At 63.8% G+C, this 20,418-nt stretch carries 23 protein-coding genes; 7 read left to right on the top strand and 16 right to left on the bottom strand.

What is annotated here, in order from left to right; all coding sequences use genetic code 11:
* Positions 1-69 precede the first annotated feature (69 nt).
* From NKH23_RS23625 to NKH23_RS23610, 4 genes are all read right to left on the bottom strand, one after another.
* On the bottom strand, positions 70-1,095 hold the full coding sequence (locus tag NKH23_RS23625) for an esterase-like activity of phytase family protein (protein ID WP_352910304.1): 1,026 nt from the start codon (positions 1,093-1,095) through the stop codon (positions 70-72).
* Positions 1,092-2,990, bottom strand: coding sequence for a cobaltochelatase subunit CobT (cobT, locus tag NKH23_RS23620; protein WP_352910302.1), 1,899 nt, complete (start codon positions 2,988-2,990; stop codon positions 1,092-1,094). Before cobT ends, NKH23_RS23625 begins: the two co-directional genes overlap by 4 nt.
* A gap of 11 nt (positions 2,991-3,001) precedes the next feature.
* The gene (cobS, locus tag NKH23_RS23615; protein ID WP_023721131.1) at positions 3,002-3,988 is read right to left on the bottom strand and encodes a cobaltochelatase subunit CobS; all 987 of its coding nucleotides are present in this window, start codon (positions 3,986-3,988) and stop codon (positions 3,002-3,004) included.
* Between the two features lie 123 nt (positions 3,989-4,111).
* Complete coding sequence (locus tag NKH23_RS23610; RefSeq protein WP_254816626.1) at positions 4,112-4,741, bottom strand: J domain-containing protein; 630 nt, start codon at positions 4,739-4,741, stop codon at positions 4,112-4,114.
* A gap of 133 nt (positions 4,742-4,874) precedes the next feature.
* Here NKH23_RS23610 and NKH23_RS23605 point away from each other — a divergent pair, with 133 nt between their 5' ends.
* A complete protein-coding gene (locus NKH23_RS23605) occupies positions 4,875-5,177 on the top strand; it encodes a BolA family protein (RefSeq protein WP_352910300.1) in 303 nt (100 codons plus the stop codon).
* Between the two features lies 1 nt (position 5,178).
* On the opposite strand, the gene NKH23_RS23600 is transcribed toward NKH23_RS23605, so the two are convergent.
* From NKH23_RS23600 to NKH23_RS23585, 4 genes are read right to left on the bottom strand one after another with little or no spacing between them, the layout of a single operon-like run.
* Positions 5,179-5,985, bottom strand: coding sequence for an alpha/beta hydrolase (locus tag NKH23_RS23600; protein WP_352979350.1), 807 nt, complete (start codon positions 5,983-5,985; stop codon positions 5,179-5,181).
* A 40-nt stretch (positions 5,986-6,025) separates the two neighbouring features.
* On the bottom strand, positions 6,026-6,922 hold the full coding sequence (locus NKH23_RS23595) for an HlyC/CorC family transporter (protein WP_352910294.1): 897 nt from the start codon (positions 6,920-6,922) through the stop codon (positions 6,026-6,028).
* A complete protein-coding gene (gene aroB / locus NKH23_RS23590) occupies positions 6,919-8,040 on the bottom strand; it encodes a 3-dehydroquinate synthase (RefSeq protein ID WP_352910291.1) in 1,122 nt (373 codons plus the stop codon). The genes NKH23_RS23595 and aroB overlap by 4 nt, the downstream gene beginning before the upstream one ends.
* Complete coding sequence (locus NKH23_RS23585; RefSeq protein WP_352910288.1) at positions 8,037-8,639, bottom strand: shikimate kinase; 603 nt, start codon at positions 8,637-8,639, stop codon at positions 8,037-8,039. Before NKH23_RS23585 ends, aroB begins: the two co-directional genes overlap by 4 nt.
* A gap of 160 nt (positions 8,640-8,799) precedes the next feature.
* Here NKH23_RS23585 and NKH23_RS23580 point away from each other — a divergent pair, with 160 nt between their 5' ends.
* The 5 genes from NKH23_RS23580 (at position 8,800) to NKH23_RS23560 (ending at position 12,725) form a co-directional block, all read left to right on the top strand.
* Positions 8,800-8,949 carry a hypothetical protein gene (locus NKH23_RS23580; RefSeq protein ID WP_023677884.1) on the top strand — a complete coding sequence of 50 codons (150 nt, stop codon included), beginning with the start codon at positions 8,800-8,802 and terminating at the stop codon, positions 8,947-8,949.
* Entirely contained in the window at positions 8,946-9,863 is a 918-nt protein-coding gene (locus NKH23_RS23575; RefSeq protein ID WP_352714237.1) for a site-specific tyrosine recombinase XerD, read from the top strand. Before NKH23_RS23580 ends, NKH23_RS23575 begins: the two co-directional genes overlap by 4 nt.
* Positions 9,864-9,962: 99 nt before the next feature.
* Positions 9,963-10,913 carry an acetyl-CoA carboxylase carboxyltransferase subunit alpha gene (locus NKH23_RS23570; protein WP_292664002.1) on the top strand — a complete coding sequence of 317 codons (951 nt, stop codon included), beginning with the start codon at positions 9,963-9,965 and terminating at the stop codon, positions 10,911-10,913.
* Between the two features lie 211 nt (positions 10,914-11,124).
* Positions 11,125-12,450, top strand: a complete 1,326-nt coding sequence (locus NKH23_RS23565) for a L,D-transpeptidase family protein (protein ID WP_352714239.1) — start codon at positions 11,125-11,127, stop codon at positions 12,448-12,450.
* 5 nt (positions 12,451-12,455) lie between these two features.
* Entirely contained in the window at positions 12,456-12,725 is a 270-nt protein-coding gene (locus tag NKH23_RS23560) for a sulfurtransferase TusA family protein (RefSeq protein ID WP_352714241.1), read from the top strand.
* A 165-nt stretch (positions 12,726-12,890) separates the two neighbouring features.
* On the opposite strand, the gene NKH23_RS23555 is transcribed toward NKH23_RS23560, so the two are convergent.
* Complete coding sequence (locus NKH23_RS23555; protein ID WP_353035458.1) at positions 12,891-14,027, bottom strand: CobW family GTP-binding protein; 1,137 nt, start codon at positions 14,025-14,027, stop codon at positions 12,891-12,893.
* 4 nt (positions 14,028-14,031) lie between these two features.
* Positions 14,032-15,210, bottom strand: coding sequence for a D-alanyl-D-alanine carboxypeptidase family protein (locus tag NKH23_RS23550; RefSeq protein WP_352910786.1), 1,179 nt, complete (start codon positions 15,208-15,210; stop codon positions 14,032-14,034).
* Positions 15,211-15,480: 270 nt separating this feature from the next.
* Here NKH23_RS23550 and NKH23_RS23545 point away from each other — a divergent pair, with 270 nt between their 5' ends.
* Positions 15,481-16,644, top strand: a complete 1,164-nt coding sequence (locus tag NKH23_RS23545; protein WP_352910282.1) for a M20 aminoacylase family protein — start codon at positions 15,481-15,483, stop codon at positions 16,642-16,644.
* Between the two features lie 72 nt (positions 16,645-16,716).
* Here the strand turns inward: NKH23_RS23545 and NKH23_RS23540 are convergent, their stop codons facing one another.
* The 6 genes from NKH23_RS23540 to NKH23_RS23515 all read right to left on the bottom strand — a co-directional run bounded on the left by NKH23_RS23540 (position 16,717) and on the right by NKH23_RS23515 (position 20,143).
* Positions 16,717-16,860, bottom strand: coding sequence for a glycine zipper domain-containing protein (locus tag NKH23_RS23540; protein ID WP_352910280.1), 144 nt, complete (start codon positions 16,858-16,860; stop codon positions 16,717-16,719).
* Positions 16,861-16,901: 41 nt separating this feature from the next.
* Positions 16,902-17,201 (bottom strand): hypothetical protein, encoded by a 300-nt coding sequence (locus NKH23_RS23535; RefSeq protein WP_352910278.1) that lies wholly within the window; start codon positions 17,199-17,201, stop codon positions 16,902-16,904.
* Between the two features lie 86 nt (positions 17,202-17,287).
* The gene (locus tag NKH23_RS23530; protein WP_352979354.1) at positions 17,288-18,313 is read right to left on the bottom strand and encodes an alpha/beta fold hydrolase; all 1,026 of its coding nucleotides are present in this window, start codon (positions 18,311-18,313) and stop codon (positions 17,288-17,290) included.
* An 86-nt stretch (positions 18,314-18,399) separates the two neighbouring features.
* Complete coding sequence (locus NKH23_RS23525) at positions 18,400-18,972, bottom strand: TetR/AcrR family transcriptional regulator (protein WP_352910275.1); 573 nt, start codon at positions 18,970-18,972, stop codon at positions 18,400-18,402.
* Positions 18,973-19,164: 192 nt separating this feature from the next.
* Entirely contained in the window at positions 19,165-19,689 is a 525-nt protein-coding gene (locus NKH23_RS23520; RefSeq protein WP_502908348.1) for a hypothetical protein, read from the bottom strand.
* Between the two features lie 127 nt (positions 19,690-19,816).
* Positions 19,817-20,143 carry a DUF1330 domain-containing protein gene (locus NKH23_RS23515; protein WP_352529087.1) on the bottom strand — a complete coding sequence of 109 codons (327 nt, stop codon included), beginning with the start codon at positions 20,141-20,143 and terminating at the stop codon, positions 19,817-19,819.
* Positions 20,144-20,418 lie beyond the last annotated feature (275 nt).

The following is a 20,418-nucleotide window of genomic DNA, read 5'->3' as shown; positions in this document are numbered from 1 at the left end:
ATTACACGAGCTGCGAAACGGCGCGGAAACGCCAGCATCGCCGTCAGCCGGTCAATGGCCGATCGCGCGTCAATCCTCGTGCAGGATGAATTCCAGATAGAGGTTGCGCTGCAGGATCGAGTGGTTGTCGTCGGACATCAGCGACACGATCAGCGCGCCGTCGTCGCGGGTCCAGACGTCGAGGGCTTCCATATTGTCGATCTGGTAACCCATGTCGGCTTCAAGCAGCACCGGCCCGTCGGCAACGGCGCCCTTCTCGACGCTTTCGCCATAGATGCGCCGCAGACGCATCTTGACGCCGCCGGCCATCGAAAAACTGCGCTCCAGAAGCAACAGGTCGCCATCCGGCAGGAACGCGCCGTCGGTGATATCAAAATCGCCATTGCGCTTGACGGTGAAGACGCCCTTGCGAGGCCCTTCGATGATCGCGGCAAAGATGTTGCCGGCTTTGTCGAGGCTCTTTTCCGACACCACGACCAGCCCGCCCGCGTGCTGTCCGTAAGGATGGGCGCGGGTGACGGTCTCAAAGCCCCGATTGCGGCGGAGTTCCCCGGCCGGGATCAGGAAGTCCAATTGCCTGAACGGCGCCTTCATGTCGTCCGGGTCGATCTTGAACTCTGCGATACGGTGATCGCGCTCGAAGCCGACCGTGGCAATGCCGTCCTTGACCGCGAGGCCTTCGGCATCGACCGCCCATTTCTCGTCGATCGGCTGGCCGGCCGCATCGACCATCTGCTGCATGCGAAAATTCTGGATGCCGGAAGGCCGCTTGTCGGCATCGTGGACGAGAGTGCCGAAGAACCAGAAGCCGGTGTCGGCGACGCCGATGAAATCGCTGCCTGGCTTGAGGAACCGAAGCGCCGACAGCGCGCCGAAATCGCGCGTCGGCGAGGTCATTTCGAGCCCGCCGACGAATTCGAGCGGCCCGAACTGTTTGTCCGGCCGGCCGATGTGGAATTCGCTGATCGGCCGTGCCGAGATTTCGGCCGGCTCGACCGAGGCCGGGCCGGCAGCGATAGCCGGCGCCAAACTGATGCCTAACAACGCAGTGGCGGCCAAAAGCTTCTGCCAAAAGCCGCCGCGGGAAAAAATCATCCGGCGCGCCGCATGCTGCCGCGCCGCGTATCGCGCACAGTTTCCTCGGCGAACAGCGAGGCCAGCTGCTCGGTCATGGCGCCGGCCAGCTCTTCGGCATCGACGATGGTGACGGCGCGGCGATAATAGCGGGTGACGTCGTGGCCGATGCCGATGGCCAAAAGCTCGACCGGCGAGCGCGTCTCGATGAGTTCGATAATGGCGCGCAGATGCCGCTCGAGATAATTGCCCGGATTGACCGACAGCGTCGAATCGTCGACCGGCGCGCCGTCCGAGATCATCATCAGGATCTTGCGCTGCTCCGGCCGCGCGATCAGCCGGTTATGCGCCCACAGCAGCGCCTCGCCGTCGATGTTTTCCTTGAGCAGGCCCTCGCGCATCATCAGCCCGAGATTGCGGCGCGCCCGCCGCCACGGATGGTCGGCGGATTTGTAGATGATGTGGCGCAGATCGTTGAGCCGGCCGGGGTTCGGCGGCTTGCCTTCCTTCAGCCATTTCTCGCGCGCCTGCCCGCCCTTCCAGGCGCGGGTGGTGAAGCCGAGGATTTCGACCGAGACGCCGCAGCGTTCCAGCGTGCGCGCCAGGATGTCGGCGCAGGTCGCCGCGACGGTGATCGGGCGGCCGCGCATCGAACCCGAATTGTCGAGCACCAGCGACACCACCGTGTCGCGGAATTTGGTGTCGCGCTCCTGCTTGAAGGACAGGGGCTGCATCGGGTCGATGACGACGCGCACCAGCCGCGCCGGATCGAGATAGCCCTCTTCGAGGTCGAAATCCCAGGAGCGGTTCTGCTGCGCCATCAGGCGACGCTGCAGCCGGTTGGCCAGCCGCCCGACGACGCCGGAAAGGTTGGCGAGCTGCTTGTCGAGGAAGGCGCGCAGCCGGTCGAGCTCCTCCTCTTCGCACAATTCCTCCGCGCCTACGGTCTCGTCGAAGGCCGTGGTGAAGACCCTGTAGTCGATCTCTTTCGGCAGATTGGTGAAGGGGTTGTCGTTGCGGCGCGCCTCGCCGGGCGTCTCCGCATCGGCGTCGTCATCGTCGGAGAGATCCTCGGCAGTGGCGTCGGAGGCTTCCGTCTCGGCCGATTGCTCGTCGTCGGACGATGCCTCGGTATCCTCGGACTGCGACTGCTCGGAGCCGGAATCGTCCTCGCCGCCCTCTTCGCTCTGCTCCTCGCCTTGCGGCTGGTTTTCGTCGTTGTCCTCGGAGTCTTCCGTCTCCTGGTCGTCGCCGAGCTCCTCGGCCATTTCCATGGAGGCGAGCATGTCGCGCACGACGCGGGCGAAAGCCTGCTGGTCGTCGAGCTTTGCCGACAGGCCGTCTAGGTCGGCGCTGGCCTTTTCCTCGACCCAGGGCCGCCAGAGATCAACCAGCCGTTCGCCGCTCTTCGGCGCAGTGCGCCCGGTCAGCTTTTCGCGCACCATCAGCGCCAGCGCTTCCTCGATCGGCGCGTCGGCCTTGTCCTTGACGTCGACGAGGTTGGCCCTGGCGTATTTGTCCTCGAGCATCGAGCCGATATTGTCGGCGACACCCTGCATGGCGCGAGAGCCGATCGCCTCGACGCGGGCCTGCTCGACCGCGTCATAGATGGCGCGGGCCTGCTTGCCTTCCGGCGCCAGCCTGGTGTGGATGCGCGCATCGTGGCAGGCGCGCTTCAGCGCCATGGAATCGCCGAGGCCGCGGGTGATGGCGATATCGGCCTTCGATGCCTTCTTCGGCAATTCCGGCAGCCGGGCACGGCTTCCGGCCAGCGCCGGCCGGTCCTTGGCGAAGCCGACCTCGAGATCCTTGTCGCCGGCAATCGCGCGCATGCAGACGGTGACGGCGCGCTTGAAGCTGTCGTTCTCAGCGCCGGTCTTGGATTTGTTTCGCGTGTTGTCGCCCGGACCCGCCATCGAGACTCTGCTTAGCCCAGCACCACGTTGGCGGCACTCTCCGGCAGATCTTCGCCGAAAGCGCGCTGGTAGAACTCGGCGACCAGCGAGCGTTCCAGCTCGTCGCATTTGTTGAGGAAGGTCAGCCGGAACGCCATGCCGATATTGCCGAAGATCTCGGCATTCTCGGCCCAGGTGATGACCGTGCGCGGGCTCATCACCGTCGACAAATCGCCGTTGATGAAGGCCGAGCGCGTCATGTCGGCGACACGCACCATCTTGTTGACGATCTCCTTGCCCTTGCCGTCGCGGTAGTGCTTGGCCTTGGCCAGCACGATGTTCACCTCATTGTCGTGCGGCAAATAGTTCAGCGTGGTGACGATGGACCAGCGGTCCATCTGCGCCTGGTTGATCTGCTGGGTGCCGTGGTAGAGGCCGGTGGTGTCCCCCAGCCCAACCGTGTTGGCGGTCGAAAACAGCCGGAAGGCCGGGTGCGGGCGGATGACCCGGCTCTGGTCGAGCAGCGTCAGCCGGCCCGACGATTCCAGCACGCGCTGGATGACGAACATCACGTCCGGGCGGCCGGCATCGTATTCGTCGAAGCACAGCGCGACATTGTGCTGGTAGGCCCAGGGCAGGATGCCGTCGCGGAATTCGGTGATCTGCAGCCCGTCCTTGACGACGATCGCGTCCTTGCCGACGAGGTCGATACGGCTGACATGGCTGTCGAGATTGACGCGCACGCAGGGCCAGTTGAGCCGGGCGGCAACCTGCTCGATATGCGTCGACTTGCCGGTGCCGTGATAGCCCGACACCATGACCCGGCGGTTGTAGGCAAAGCCGGCGAGGATCGCCATCGTCGTGTTCTTGTCGAACAGGTAGTCCGGATCGATGTCGGGGACATGCTCGCTCGTCACCGAATAGGCCGGCACCACCATCTTGGAGTCGAAGCCGAATGTCTCCTTCACCGACACCGTGGTGTCGGGCAGGTTGGCGATATCGCGATCGACCTTGTTCATCTCTATCAACGTCTCCACAAGCGAAACGCCGCGTTTCGCTGGCAATCGATTTTGTTCGGGGGCGGTCTTAGAGCCTTTTCCAACCTTATGAAAGTTGGAAAGCGACACGAACCGTAAGGTCGCTCAGCACAAACCTGCCTGCTTGAGCACGCGATACGCCTGAAGCACATCGCGGAACCGGTCTTCCGAACCTCTGTCGCCGCCATTCGCATCCGGATGGTGGCGTTTCACAAGTTCCTTATAGCGCGCCTTGATATCCTTGCCACTTGCCTTTGTATCAAGGCCAAGCGTTTCCAGTGCCTTGGCCTCAAGCGGCTTGGCCTTGCGCTCGCGTGCTTCGCGCGGGTCCTTCGGGCCTTTGAACAGGTCGAAGGGATCGCGCATGCGATTGTAGTAGCCGGCGCGGCCGGAGCGCGCCTGGGCGAAGTCGGGCGAGGAGCGTGTCGAGGCGCCGTTGACGCCCATTTTCCAGGTCGGCCGGTGGCCGGTCATGGCTTCCTTCTGGAAGCGCGCGATCTCGGTGTCGGGAACGCCCGAGAAATAATTGAAGCCCTTGTTGTACTCGCGCACATGGTCGAAGCAGAACTGGAAATACTCGCCTTCCTTCATCCGTCCGACCGGGGCGCGGTGGGTACCGGCCTCCTTGCAGCCATCCCACTGGCAGATCGGCGAACGCGACTTCAGCTCCGCGTCCTTCTCCGGGCGGATGCGAATCTTCTCGAAATATTTTGGGTACGGCTTCATCTCACCCATTTATGGGCTGTTCGCGGATGCGAAACAAGAATTGACATTTTCGCGATGATCGCCCTAACCGCTGAATCGCGGCATAAAACCGGCGAATGGCGAATTTTGTGCGATGACATAGATGTGGTGAAGGGAAGCGGCGATGTCCATACAGGCAACGATGGAAGACAAGCTGAAAAAGGCGTTTTCGCCGGAACGGCTGGACGTCATCAACGAAAGCCAGCTCCATGCCGGGCATCATCATGTGGATTCCGGCCATCACGCCACCTTCGACGGCGCCGGTGAGACGCATTTCCGCGTCCGCATCGTCGCGCCCGCCTTTGCCGGCATGAGCCGCGTCGAACGCCACCGCGCCGTCAACGATCTGCTGGCCGAGGAGTTGAAATCCGGCGTCCACGCCCTGGCGATCGAGCCGGCAGCGCCCGGCGAAAAGACGCGCTGGTAACTCAGCCGAGGCTCGCCCTCAGGAACATCATCACCGCAGCTGTCAATGCATCGCCTTCGGTGCCGAAGTCGCGATTGATCGACATGTGCGAATAGGCGCTGCCGTCGAACAGCGTGACCCTGGTTCCGGTGGCGCGCAGACGCTCGGCGAAGGCCTGCGCGTCAGCCGCGCGGGCTTTCGCCCGCGAATGGGCGATGAAGGTCGGCGGGTGCTTGCGGCCTTCCACATAGGTGACAGGCGACAGCGCGCGCCACTGCGCCGGATCGGGAAAGGCCCGGGCATAGACCCCCGCCATGCCGCCGCTCCTGGCCAGCGCCTCCAGATCGTAGGCCCTGGTGTCGTCGAGAACCAGCGCCGCGACGCCGGGCAGGCCGCCGCGCAGCCCGGTCAATGCGACGAGATGGCAGCCGGCCGAATGGCCCATGGCGACGATCCGGTCCGGATCGCCGCCATGCCTGGCGACGTTGGCGCGGACGTAACGATAGGCCAGTTCGACATCCGCCGCCTGGGTGGCGACATCGGCTTCAGGCAGCATCCGGTAGTCGATCGAGACGAAGCAGAAGCCATTGTCGAGCAGGAAACCAGGCTTGGAGTTGACATTGTTGCGGTTGCCGACCCGCCAGGCGCCGCCATGGACGAAGAAAACGACCGGCAGGCTGTTTGCGCCGTCGCGGGAATAGATGTCGAGCTTGGCCGGCCCATAGTCGAAGGTTTCGGGCGACGGCGAACGCAGCCGCAATGCCGCCGCCTGTCCCGGCAGCAGCGCCGCCATCGACGCCAGAAGCAGGCTTCGCCGATCGATCGTCATCAACTCCTGACTACCCACAGTTGCCATGGGGCGCGCACTGTCATTCGCCAAGCATCGCCGGCTTGATCCTCAACCGCGCGATCCGGTTCTTGTCGCGCTTCATGACGACGAAGCGCTTGCCGTGAAACGTAAAGGCCTGCTTTTCGTCCGGGATCGACTGCGCCTCGTGGATGACAAGGCCGGCAATGGTGGTGGCTTCCTCGTCCGGCAGGTGCCAGTCGAGCGCCCGGTTGAGGTCGCGGATCGACACCGTGCCGTCGACGACGACGGAGCCGTCGGCCTCCTGCTTGACGCCCTGGATGTCGATGTCGTGCTCGTCAGCGATCTCGCCGACGATCTCCTCGATGATGTCCTCCAGCGTCACCAGTCCCTCGACCTCGCCATATTCGTCGACGACGATGGCGAAATGCGCCTTGCGGCGCAGGAAGGCGTTGAGCTGCTCCTGCAGCGTCGTGGTGTCGGGCACGAACCACGGCCGCGACGCGATCTTCATCACGTCGATCCTGGAGAAATCATTGCCGACCTCGTTCAGCGCGCGCAGCAGGTCCTTCGCGTGCAGCACGCCGACGATGTTATCGAGCGAGCCCTTCCACAACGGCATGCGGGTGTGCGGGCTCTGTAGGATCTCGCGCACCACCGCTTCCGGCGGGTCGTCGGCGTTGACCGAGCGCATATTGGTGCGGTGGACCATCACATCCGACACTTCGAGCTCCTCGAGGTCGAACAGGCCGCCAATGCGGGCACGATCCTCGCGCACCACCTGGCCGTCGCGGCGGAAATCGTCGACGGCGCCGCGCAATTCCTCATGCGCCGAGCGCTGCGGCTCGATACGCTGCAGCTCGTAGCCGAAGGCGGCGAACAGGTGCCGGCGCAAGACGAAGCCCAGCAGGCCGAGGCCGGCAAGCACGGCAGCCGCGATCCAGCCGGCTTGGCTCATCCCGGATGGTTCTCCCCGAGGAACGACAGCACTTCCGAGGCCGGCACATCCCGGGCGATAAAGGCCTGGCCGATGCCGCGCGTCAGGATGAAGGTCAGCGCGCCGCGCGACACCTTCTTGTCCTGGGTGATGAAGGAGAACAGCGTCTCGGCGTCGGGCAGTTCTCCTGGAATGTCGGCCATGCGCCAGGGCAGGCCGACGGCGCGAAGATGCGCCTCGACACGCGCCGCATCGTCGGGGCTCGCCAAATTGAGCCTTGACGAAAAGCGGTGCGCCAGCGCCATGCCGATGGCAACGCCCTCGCCATGCACGAGCCTTGCGCCGTCATAGCCGGTCGCCGCTTCGAGCGCATGGCCGAAGGTGTGGCCGAGATTGAGCAACGCACGGTCGCCGGTCTCGAACTCGTCGCGGGCAACGACGTCGGCCTTGGCGCGGCAGGCCTCGGCAATGGCCTTTCCCCGCTCCGGCCCGCCGGCAAACACTTGGCGCCAGTTTTCTTCCAGCCAGGCGAAGAACTCCGGCCGGTCGATCAGCCCGTATTTGGCCAGTTCGGCATAGCCGGCGCGAAAATCGCGGATCGGCAGCGTGTCGAGCACTTCGGTGTCGGCCAGCACCAGCTTCGGCTGGTGGAACACCCCGACCAGGTTCTTGCCGCGCTTGCTGTTGATGCCGGTCTTGCCGCCGACGGAGGAATCGACCTGCGCCAGCAGCGAGGTTGGAACCTGCACGAAGTTCATGCCGCGCCGCGCGATGCCGGCGGCAAAGCCGGCGAGGTCGCCGACGACGCCGCCGCCGAGCGCGATGACGACGTCGCCGCGCTCCAGCTTGGCGGCCAGCACGCCGTCGACCACCTCTTCGAGATGCGCAAAGCTCTTGGTCTTTTCGCCTGGCGGCAGCGTGATGACGGCATGTTGGATGCCTCCGCTTGCCAGGCCGGCCGCAAGCGTTGCGAGATGCGCGGCCGCGACGTTTTCGTCGGTGACGACCGCCGCCCGCGTGCCCGGCAGACGGCGCGAAATCTCGGCGCCGGCGCGTGACAGTAGGCCGGGGCCGATCAAGATGTCGTAGGCACGCTCGCCAAGCCCGACTTCGACAGAGACCGTTGCATCAGCGCTCACGACCGCACCTCGTCAATGTCGGCAACGCCGAGATGGCCGCGCAGCGCGTCCACCACCTCGGCCGCAATGATCTCCTTGCGGTCGTCGCGGGTCGGCACGATGACATCGGCCGCGGCGTAAACCGGGTAGCGTTCCGCCATCAGCCGTTCGAGCACGGCGCGCGGTTCGGCGCTTTTCAGCAGCGGCCGATTCTGCTTCTTGGAAACGCGCTCCATCAACAGGTCGATCTCTGCCTTCAGCCAAACCGAAACGCCATGGCTGGCGATCGCCTCGCGCGTCTGCGCGTTCATGAAGGCGCCGCCGCCGGTCGACAGCACCTGCGGCCCGTGCTCCAGCACACGCAGGATGACGCGCTGCTCCAGTGCCCGGAACTCCGCCTCGCCATAGCGCTCGAACAGGTCCGGGACGCTCATGCGCGAAACGGTTTCGATCTCCTGGTCGCTGTCGATGAAGGGCAGTGCCAGCATCGCCGCTACCTTGCGGCCGATCGCCGTCTTGCCGGCGCCCATCAGCCCGACAAAGACGATGGAACGCTCGCCCAGCCGGCCGAGCAGCGCGGCATGGCTCTCGCCCGGAGGATTTGCTGGTAGCGCGTTCATGTTTCTAGGCCTCTTGCCGGCGTATCGACATCAAAAGCCTGTTTGCGTCAAGCGCGGCGCAACCGGGACCTGTTATCGGCTTCACCCTTGAATTGGCCGGATTGGCGTCTCATAAGGGCACAGGGTTGGAAATGCAGAATAAGACGACGGGCGAAAATTAATGCCAACACTGTTTCGCTTTGTCGTGACGCTCGCGATTCTTGCCGGCATTGTCTATGGCGCAATGTTCGCCCTGGTCATGTTCGTCGAGCCGAGAAAGGCGGAAATGAGCGTGCGTATCCCTCCGGAAAAGCTCAATCCCAAAAAATGAACAGCGCCGCCCGCATCGAAGCCTTCCTGGAGATGATGAGCGCCGAGCGCGGCGCTGCCGAAAACACGCTTTCCTCCTATCGCCGCGACCTCGAGGACGCTTCCGCCGGGATCGGCGGCGGGCTTGCCGCTGCCACCAGCGCCGCCATCCGTGCTTATCTCGACGACATCGCCGCGCGCGGCTTTGCCGCCACTTCGCAGGCGCGCAAATTGTCGGCGATCCGGCAGTTCTTCAAGTTCCTCTACGCCGAGGGTCTGCGCGGTGACGATCCGACCGGCACGCTGGACAGTCCGAGGAAAGGCCGGCCGCTGCCGAAGACGATGAGCGAGGCCGACACCGGCCGGCTGCTCGACCGCGCCGCGCAGGAGGCGATGGACCCCTCCATGCATGACGGCGACAGGCTCGCGGCGCTGCGCCTCCACGCGCTGGTCGAGGTGCTCTACGCCACCGGCTTGCGCGTTTCGGAGCTGGTCGGCCTTCCCGTGACGGTGGCGCAGCGCGACGACCGCTTCTTCATGGTCCGCGGCAAGGGCAACAAGGAGCGCATGGTGCCGCTGTCGGCCAAGGCGCGCACGGCGATGCGGACCTGGCTCGCCGCACGGGCGGCGGTGCCGGCTTTTGCCGACAGCCCCTTCCTGTTTCCGGCCGCCTCGGACAGCGGCTATCTTTCGAGACAGGTCTTTGCCCGCGAGCTGAAAGGGCTTGCCGCGCGGGCCGGCATTGCCACGGCGAAGATATCGCCGCATGTGCTGCGCCATGCTTTCGCCAGCCATCTGCTGCAAAACGGCGCCGATCTCAGGGCCGTGCAGCAGTTGCTCGGCCATGCCGATATTTCAACGACACAGATCTACACGCATGTGCTGGAAGAGCGGCTGGTGCGCCTGGTTAACGATCATCATCCGCTTGCCGACTAGGCGTCATGTCGCTATGTGAGAACGACGTTCCACCGCGCCCAGCCTGCATTTTCAGGCTTGCGTCAGTCATTGCCTTCCGACTTGCCGGTCCGCCCAAGAATGTACAATTACCTCGATTTCGAAAAGCCTGTGCAGGATCTCGAAGGCAAGATCCTCGAGCTGAAGAAGCTTGCCGAGAACGGCGAGGCGGTCGATGTCGGCGATGAGATCGCCCGTCTCGAGAAGCGCTCGCGCGATGCGCTGCGCGACGCCTACAAGGCGCTGACGCCGTGGCAGAAGGTGCAGGTGGCGCGCCATCCGGACAGGCCGCATTGCATCGACTACATCAAGGGCCTGCTTACCGATTTCACGCCGCTCGCCGGCGACCGCAATTTCGGCGAGGACCAGGCGATCGTCGGCGGCTTCGCCCGCTTCCGTGGCGAGCCGGTGGCGATCATCGGCCAGGAGAAGGGTTCCGACACGGCAAGCCGGCTGAAGCATAATTTCGGCTCGGTGCGGCCGGAGGGCTACCGCAAGGCGGTGCGGCTGATGGAACTCGCCGACCGCTTCCAGATCCCGCTGCTGACGCTGGTCGACACTGCCGGCGCCTATCCCGGCGTCAACGCCGAAGAGCGCGGCCAGGCGGAAGCCATCGCCCGCTCGACTTCCGCCTGCCTTGGCCTGAAGGTGCCGTCGATCTCGGTGGTGATCGGCGAAGGCGGCTCGGGCGGCGCCATAGCGATCGCCACCGCCAACCGCGTCTACATGCTCGAACACGCCATCTATTCGGTGATCTCGCCGGAGGGCGCCGCCTCGATCCTGTGGCGCGACACCACGCGGTCCAGGGATGCTGCGACCAATATGAAGATCACGGCGCAGGACCTGCTGGAGCTGAAGATCATCGACGCCATCGTTGCCGAGCCGCTCGGCGGCGCCCATCGCGGCCCCGAGACGGTTATCGCCGCCACCGGCGACCTCATCGCCAGGACGATGAAGGAATTTTCCGGCGCCAACACCGACTTCCGCGAGCATCGTCGCGAGAAATACCTGGCGATGGGCCGCAATCTGTAATCAACGCAGGCACGCGGCCTGAAATGTGACGGCGTGGAGCAATTTCGCCACAAAAATGCCGCTGCATTCGGCTCAGTGAGCTTGCCGTAAGGGGACGCTCCAGCATGCTTGCGGTAAGGAATTTTCAAGGTTAACGGGCTTAGGGTCCGTCAGTGGTCAGTTTAGCAGCTGCGGCATCCGCGGCGCAGAGATGAAGACGATAGCGATATCCATGTTAGCCAAGCTTGCCCGCACCGGAGTTCTGATCGCTGCGATCGGCGTCGCCGGCTGCAACGATGCTTCGATGAAGGATTTTGCGCCGCAAGCCAACAAGCCGCTGCCGGACAAGATCCTGACCGAAATGAAGGCCAAGGGCATGGTCCGCACCTCTTCGGTGATGGCCCGCATCTTCAAGGAAGAAGGCAAGCTCGAAATCTGGAAGGCCAAGACCAACGGCCGCTACGACCTGGTCGCCAGCTATGACATCTGCAAATGGTCGGGCAAGCTCGGGCCGAAGTTCACCGAAGGCGACCGCCAGGCGCCGGAAGGCTTTTACACGGTCCGCCCGGCACAGATGAACCCGCGGTCGAATTATCACCTGTCCTTCAACATCGGCTACCCGAACGCCTATGACCGCGCCAATGGCCGCACCGGTTCCAACCTGATGGTCCATGGCGCCTGCTCGTCGTCTGGCTGCTATTCGATGACCGACGCGCAGATCGAGCAGATTTACGCTTTCGGCCGCGACGCCTTCCAGGGCGGCCAGACCGAGTTCCAGATCCAGGCTTTTCCGTTCCGCATGACCGCCGCCAATATGGCGCGCTACCGCAACGACCCGAACTACGAATTCTGGAAGATGCTGAAGGTCGGCTACGACAATTTCGAAGTCACCAAGGTGCCGCCGAAAGTCGACGTCTGCGAGAAACGCTACGTCTTCAACCAGGTTGCGGCCGACGGCTCGGCCTTCAATCCGACCGGCCCTTGCCCTGCGACCACCCAGCCCGATTCGCTGAAGAGCGCCATCAACGCCTATCAAAGCACCTATGAGGCGGCCTTCAACGGCGCCGTCAAGGCCAGCGTGCCGGCGCCCAAGCCGACCATCGCCGGGATCAAGGAAGCCAGCATCGTTTCCGACTGGTCGAAACGGCGTGCCCGCGGCGAACGCGTGCCGATCGAGCCGCCGTCGCTCAACGCGGACGGCACGGTGACCGAAACGGCGCGCATGGGCCGCGTCGATTCGCCGGCGGGCCGCAAGATGGCGGCGCTCGACGCCGAAAAGGCCGCCAAGCAGAAGGCCGAGGAACAAAGGCTAGCCGCCATAGAAGCGGCGAAGGCCGCGAAAGAGGCAGCCAAGGCGCAGGCCCTGGCCGAGAAGGAAGCTGCCAAAGCCCAGGCACTGGCCGAAAAGGAAGCTGCCAAGACCGCCGCCGAGATGCCTGTCGCCACCGCCACCGTAGCGCCATCGGAGGCCGCTCCGGCAGTCGAAACGCAGGCTGCGGACGCCGAAAGCACGGCGACAAGGTTGAAGAAAAAGCTGCTCGGCATGTTTGGCGGCTGAGCTTCATGCTTGAACAAGAAGATGGGGGCCAAGAAGACAGGCCCTCAACCAACTCCGCCGCCGTCTACGACCTCAAAGGCCTGAACTGCCCGTTGCCCGTGCTCAAGGCAAAAAAGCGCCTGTCCGCAATGCAGCCGGGCAGCCGGCTCTGGCTCGAAACCACCGACCCGCTCGCCGTCATCGACATTCCCGCCTTCTGCGCCGAGAGCGGCCATCGGCTGGTCGAAACGACGGCGATATCGGGCGGCCACCGCTTCCTGGTCGAGCGCGGCTGAGCGGGGGTAATCTCCCCCCTCGAGGGGAGATGTCGCCGAAGGCGACAGAGGGGGTCGCCTCGCGTAAAGCGCCAACCTTGATCTGCCGCAGGAGGCCGCGTCCGGTCGCGCCGACCCCCCTCTGGCCTGCCGGCCATCTCCCCCTCGAGGGGGAGATCGGCAGCTTCACCCACGCCCGGCAATAGCCAGGGGATTGCTTTCCAGTGCTGCGCGATCCGGGGTGTCGATCGACGGCCGGTTGGTGAAGGCGGCGAACAGCCGGCGGACATAGTCTTCCGGCATGTCGAGCGTGATCAGCACCAGTCTGGTGCCGCGCTGGCCGTCCGGCCAGGCCGGCAGTTGCACCGGCGGATGCAGGATCTTCTGCACGCCATGGATAACCAGCGGCCGCGACGGATCTTCTGCAAGTTCGATGACGCCTTTCATCCGCAACAGGCGCTCGCCATGCGCCGAGCGCAGCAGATCGAGGAACATCTCGATTGCCGAAAACGGCACCGGCCCGTCATGAACCAGCGAATACGAACGCACGCGGGAATCGTGCCTATGGCCATGATCATGGTGATGGTGATCGCCACGGTCATGCCCGTCGTGATCGTGCCCGCTGTGGTCATGCCCGCTGTGGTCATGGTCGTGGCCGGCTTCTTCGCCGAGCCAACGCTGCACATCGACCGATTTCGTGGCCGGATTGTAGAGGCCGCTATCGAACAGGGTCGCCGCGCTTGCCTGGCTCGCGTCGAGCACCACGGCGCCCCGGTTGAGGTGACTGAGCCGCGCCCGCAACGCCTCGACATCGCCTGCATCCGTGGCCAGGTCGGCCTTGCTGAGCACGATGCGATCGGCGACGGCCACCTGCTTCACCGCCTCGACATGCACATCGAGCGTCGCATTGCCGTTGACGGCGTCGACCAGGGTGATGACGCCGTCGAGCCGGAAGGCCTGGACCAGCGCCGGATGCGCCATGATCGACTGCAGCACGGGGGCGGGATCGGCGAGCCCGGTGGTCTCGACGACGACGCGGGCAAGCCGGTCGATGCGGCCGGTTTGCAGGCGGTCGACGAGGTCGGCCAGCGTGTCGACCAACTCGCCGCGCACCGTGCAGCAGAGGCAGCCGTCGGAGAGCTGGATGATGCCGTCGGAGGCCTGCTCGACCAGGAGATGGTCGATCGCCACCTCGCCGAACTCGTTGATGATGACGGCGGTGTCGGCGAGTGCCGGATCCCGGAGCAGCCGGTTGAGCAGCGTCGTCTTACCGGCGCCGAGAAAGCCGGTGAGCACCGAAACGGGGATCGGGAAGCCGACCATGCGGCTAGTTCAGCGCCTTGGCCGGCTGCTGGACCTGCGCGGCGGTGGTGGATCCCGCCACGGCCGGCTCGGCGCCGGCCGGCGGCGCCCGGTCCGGCCGCCATGTCGGCAGCGGCACGTCGGCATATTCCTGCCCGGAGGCGTCGAGCATCGCCTTCGGCTTCGGTCCCGTGGCGCCGCCGAGGCCGACGGCGATCAGCGTCGGCACATGGTCGAGCTTTTCCTGATAGGGCGATTTCGGCACGTCCTTGCCCTTGTCGCCGACGGCGGGTGCTGCTTCCGATTGCTCCTCGGCCGGCTTCTTCTTGCAAATCTCGTCATTCATGTCGTTGGCCGACACGGTGTCGCCATAGGCAGGCAGCGCCGCGACCGTCAGCCAGCTCGGCGCCGGCGTTGCAAAGCCCTGGTCGAGCAGTTTTGCCGCCGCCTCGGCGCGGGTGACGGCCGATTGTTCGCCGAGCACTACGGCGACCAGTGTGCGGCCGTTGCGGGTCGCCGAGCCGATCATGTTGAAACCGGACGAGCAGACGAAACCCGTCTTCATGCCGTCGGCACCCGGATAGCGGCCGATCAGCAGGTTGTAGTTGGAGATCGCCTTCTTGCCGACGGCGAGGCCTTCGATCGAGAACCAGGGAGCATATTGCGGGAATTCCTTGCGGATCGCCATCACCAGCAAAGCGAGATCGCGCGCTGTCGTATACTGGTCCGGCGAATAGAGCCCGTTCGGATTGACGAAATGCGACCCGCTCATGCCGAGCCTCCGCGCCTCGGCGTTCATGCGTTCGGCGAAAGCCGCTTGCGAACCGCCGATATTCTCGCCGACCGCCATGGCGATATCGTTGGCCGATTTGACCAGCATCATCTTCAGCGCATTGTCGAGCCGCATCACCGAGCCCGGCTTGAAGCCCATCTTGCTCGGCGGCTCGCCGGCCGAATGTTTCGTCACCTTGATCGGCGAATCGACCTGGACCTCGCCCGCGGCAATCGCCCGAAACGCCACATAGGCGGTCATCAGCTTGGTCAGCGATGCCGGGTACCAGCGCCTGAACGCCTCCTGATGCTGCAGGATCTTGCCGCTGTTCAGGTCGAACAGGATGGTCGGATTGGCCAAGGCAGGCCCGGCCAGCGCCGCAAGCACCACCGCGCCCGCCACCAACAGTTTGAGGAAATGCCTGTAGCGCATCATGAAAACCGAAATAGCCTCTTGCCGCAGTCGCACCTGGCTCCGTAAGATTTCGTTACACGATCGCCAGGATAATGGTCCGGCCCTCTGTTCCCGGACCACAGTCGCGGTGCTATTTACTCTATGTGACGTCAACATGGCAAAGTGCTGCCGATCACAATGTGGAAGCAGCAGCACAATGCAAAGCTGCGTGCATGGTTGCAAGGCAGCAGGCACAATTGCAAAGCAGCAGGCCAGGACCGCCTGCTCCAACAGCGAAATGGAACCATCATGCCGATCCTGAACCGAGCCGCCGAAATGCAGGACGAGGTGGCCGGCTGGCGCCGCCATTTGCACCAGACGCCGGAGCTGAATTTCGACGTCTTCAAGACCGCCGCCTTCGTCACCGAGAAGCTGAAGGCTTTCGGCTGCGACGACATCGTGACGGGTTTAGGCAAGACCGGCGTCGTCGGCATCATCCGCGGCCGCCACGGCGAAGGCTCGACCATCGGCCTGCGCGCCGACATGGACGCCCTGCCGCTCAACGAGATCACCGGCAAATCCTATGCCTCGACCGTCCCCGGCAAGATGCACGCCTGTGGCCATGACGGCCACACCGCGATGCTGTTGGGTGCCGCCAAATACCTCGCCGAAACGCGCAATTTCGCCGGTTCCGTCGCGGTCATCTTCCAGCCGGCCGAAGAAGGCGGCGGCGGCGGCAACGAGATGGTCAAGGACGGCATGATGGAGCGCTTTGACATATCCAAGGTGTTCGGCATGCACAACATGCCGGGCCTGCCGGTCGGCCAGTTCGCCATCAGGCCGGGCCCGATCATGGCGGCGACCGCCGAATTCACCATCACCGTCAAGGGCCGGGGCGGCCACGCGGCGATGCCGCACGGCACCATCGATCCGATCGTCATCACCAGCCAGCTTGTCGGCGCATTGCAGACGATCGCCTCGCGCAGCATCGATCCGGTCGAGGCGGTGGTCGTCTCGGTGACGAAATTCCACGCCGGCGACGCCTATAACGTCATTCCAGAGACCGCCGAGATCGCCGGCACCGTACGCACGCTGAAGAAGGAGGTTGCCAAGAAGGCCGAAGAGCGCATCCGCGCGCTTTGCCAAGGCCTGGGCGCTGCCTTCGGCGCGACAATCGAGGTCGACTACAATGCCAACTACCCCGTCACCTTCAATCATCCGGAAGAGACGGTCTTTGCCAGCGACATCGCGGCCGACGTCGCCGGCGACAGCCATGTGCACCGCGCCATCCAGCCGGTGATGGGCGGTGAGGATTTCTCCTATATGCTGGAAGCGCGGCCGGGCGCCTTCATCTTCATCGGCAATGGCGATACCGCCGGCCTGCACAACCCGGCCTACGACTTCAACGATGAGGTCATCCCGCACGGCATGAGCTATTGGGTGAAGCTGGCGGAGACGGCGCTGGCGGCGTAGCGATTCGGCACCGGCGGTGCGGCGACCGCCGCATCTCTGGGCGGCAAAACTGGGCAGGATATGTTCTGCTGGTCACTTCCGGCCGGATGACTTCCAGGCAAGGCCGAAGGCAATGCCCAGAGCAATACCTATACCAATGCCCGCAACAATGTTGTCCAACACGACGCCGATAGCCACGCCGATCACGACGCCGAGTGTGAGGTGTTTGGCATCCATTATGCCCGGTCATGTAGCGTGGAAGGGAAGAGCCGCAACCGCTACGGCCCGCTCTTCGGATCCTCGACCTCCAGCGCCTCCATGACCGGCGCCAGTTCACTGTCTTCGATCGGGACCGCATTCTGCGGTTCCTCGCCGGTTCTCGCCTTTTTCAACGCTGCCTCGATCGCCTCCTGGATGTTGCCGAGCTCGTCTTCGCGAACCTCGTGGCCATAGCCGGCAGCGTCGGCATCCTGCTCGAATTGCTGCGCCAGGACGGCGACGCTCACCTCGCTCTCGGCCGGCAGATTGCCGACATTCTCCTGCAGCCAGGTTTCAAAGAACTCTTTTGTGGCGCTCATGCGGTGTCTCCTTCGGGACACTAAAGCGCGCCGGCATCCCGAAAGTTCCGCTATCTTAACCGTCTTTGCACCGCTCGCCATGTCGGCTACGCAGGAACCCGCCGCTTCAACCAATCGACCATTAGTGTGGTGACTTCGCCCGGCTTCTCCTGCTGTGACCAATGTCCACAGCCGGCGACCACATGTTTTTCGAGATCGGCGATGTGGGCGTCCATTCCATCCATCATCGCTGGAGATAACACGACGTCGTCCTCAGCGCCGATCATGAGCGAAGGCACTTTTATCGTCTGGTCGACATTCAAGCCGGCTCTCCAATTGCGCGACAAATTGCGATACCAGTTGATGCCCGGCGTGAAACCGGTGCGCCGGAAGCTCTCGGCATAGAAAGCAAGCTCGTCTGGCGTCAGGATCAGCTCGCCGGGCAGCGTCTTCGGCTCCGGCTGCGCGAGCGCCTGTAGGAACGTCATGTGTCGGGCCTGCGGCGGCAGCTTGGCGTATTGCGCGGCGGTGATAACACCCTTGCGCATATTGCTCCTGAACACCCGCGCCACGTCATGCGCCATCAAACGGTCCGCGAGATCACCATCTTCGAACATCAGCACATACATGTCGGGATTGTAGACTTCGCGCATCTGCGCGATCGGGTCTTTTGCCGGGTTGGCCACGAACGGCTTGTCTGGGGCGGTCAGCCCCTTGGTGAGGCTCGGATGCAGCCACAGCATTTCATGGGGAATGAATGGCGTGTTGACACCGATGACGCCAGCGACCCGGCTCTGATGCAAAAGCGGCATCTGCCATGCGACCAGGCCGCCCCAGTCATGGCCCGCGAACACGGCCTTTTCGACGCCAAGAGCATCGAGGAGACCGACGAGATCGCCGGTCAGGTGGACCATATCATAATCCTCGACCTTGGACGGCCGGTCGGTCAGACCATATCCGCGCTGGTCGGGAACAATGACGTGATAGCCGGCGGCCGCGAGCGGCGCGATCTGGTGACGCCAGGAAAAGGCGAGTTCGGGAAAGCCGTGCAGCAAAACGACCGCCGGTCCCTTGCCGGCTTCGTAAACAGCCATATCGATGCCGTTGGAGCGAACGTATCGGACCGGCGGCATGGCCTGCGACGCGCCAAAGACCGGCAGGCAAGGCGCAAGAAGACTGCCGGCGGTGCCGAGAAGCACCGCCCTGCGGGAAAGGGTGATCATGGCAGAAGTTTCCTTAGCTGCTCGAATTCTGATCGAATGACGGCCGGGCAGGCCGAGACGTCTCGGCCGGCGCGGATCAGCACGAGAATGCCTTGGTAGAGAAGCAGAAGCCTGACGACGTGGAGATCGACCTGCCCTCCGCCGATCTGGCGCTCCACGACCTGCCGGATGGCGGCTTCCAGCACGGCGAAGCCTTCCGTGAGACCTTCCGAGGCGACCGACGGTTGCGCGCCGAACTCGACTGCGGCATTCGTCAACAAACAGCCGTCGTCGCCGGATTCCGGGGCGGGCAGCAACAACGACAGGAACAATTGTTCCAAACCATCCAGATCGCCTGCTTCGCCGATGTAGGTCTCGATCCGGCAGCGGATGACGGCATCGATATAGTGGCCGAAGGCCGCCCGATAGAGACCTTCCTTGTCGCCAAAGGCATTGTAGATCGAGCCAGACGTCAGGCCGGTGGCATCGCTCAGATCCTTGATCGAAATTCCCGCGAAACCGGCCCGTCGAAACGCGTTCATCGCGTCACCCAGCACAGTGGCTTCGTCAAATAGTCGCGGTCTGGTCATGGAGCAACCCAATGTAAAATGATCATTCTAGAATGAGCATTTTACATCGCCAGTCAAGCGACTTTTTTGCAAAGACAGCTCGATGGGCACACAGGCACGCCAGCGATGCCAGGTTGCATCGCGATCTCCCGGAGCTTGGCCCCTCTGTGAGATTAAAAACCAGGCGGCGTAGGCGCCGCCTGGCTCGGCTGCTTACTGGCTGGCAGCAGTCGTCGGTTCGCACGACACGTTTGGGTTCATGTCGGCGAACGCGCCGGTCGGGTTGCCTTTCCAGGCCCAGACATGCAGCTCGTAAAACGGGCCGAGGCCATAGCGATTGGGCGCGCTGTTGAAGTTGAACAGATGCCCATCGAGCGAGGCCGGGCCTTTCGAGGTGATGTATTCGACCGCGATCAGTTTTAGCGTGCCGTCGGCCATCGGCTCGTACATCACCGCTTCGGGCTTGGCGACATCGACAGCGTCGTCCTTGAGGTAGCCGGGATTGACGTAGTGGATACCCATGGCGCCGCCGGTGATGCCGCTGGCGCAGGGGATCGGCGCATAGCCCTCGGCGGTCGCCGCCGCCACATTCTCGAAGCGGCTGTTGGCGGCTCGCACCTTTTCGGCCAGCGGATTGGGACCGGACGTGGGCGCTGCCTGATGCGCCTGCGCCAACGCAGTGCAGGCCGACAGGACCGCCGCGGCAGCGAGGAATTTGTTGCGAAAGTTGATTGTCATAATCATTCCATTCTTCTTGAAAAGCACAGCCCGGCCGGGCGCCGGAAGTAAGGAGGTCCGGCAGGTGGGCGCTGTGGCTGTTGTTGCTCGGAGAGCCCTATCCCGATGCGACGAATGCAGGGGAAGATCATCCCTTCGGCAGATACGGGATCGTTCCGGCCAGATCGGAATTGTCGATCAGCTGGAACCGGCTGTCGCTGCCGCCCTGACGGGCCGAAACGAAGGGTGCGTAGGCAGGATCGTCGGTGAAGGCGCGCGCCGCTGCCTCGGTCGGGAACGCCATCAAGGCAATCAGCGTGGTGTCGAGCGGCTTGCCTTCGAGCGTCTTCACATTGCCGCTGCGCGACAGATATCTGCCACCGTGCTTGTGAACGAGGTCGTGGACCGACGCGGCATAGGCCGGCATCCACTGCGGGTCCCTCACCTTGATGTCTGCGATAACGTAAGCGGTCATGGTTCATGTCTCCTGATCGTGCACAGGGGTATCCCGTGCAGCGGCAGAGGGGTCGCATGGCAAGGCCGGCGCCAGCCAGTCCGCGATCTGTACTGGTGTGGCGAATTCGAAATTCGCATTCACTTTGGAGCAACGCAGCGAGCGAATTTCGGATTCAAAAGCCACACCAGCAAGTGCTTGGATTTCCAGTGTGGTTTTGGATTTGAAGTTCCTAACCCTGATGCCACCCAGAAAGCAGGAACTTCAAATCCACCACACTTGGGCCGGTACAGTTT

It is taken from the genome of Mesorhizobium sp. M1328 (assembly GCF_040318075.1).
Classification (GTDB): Bacteria; Pseudomonadota; Alphaproteobacteria; order Rhizobiales; family Rhizobiaceae; genus Mesorhizobium.
Note: the sequence above shows the minus strand (reverse complement) of the source record. Positions and strands in the feature narration are given on the sequence as shown.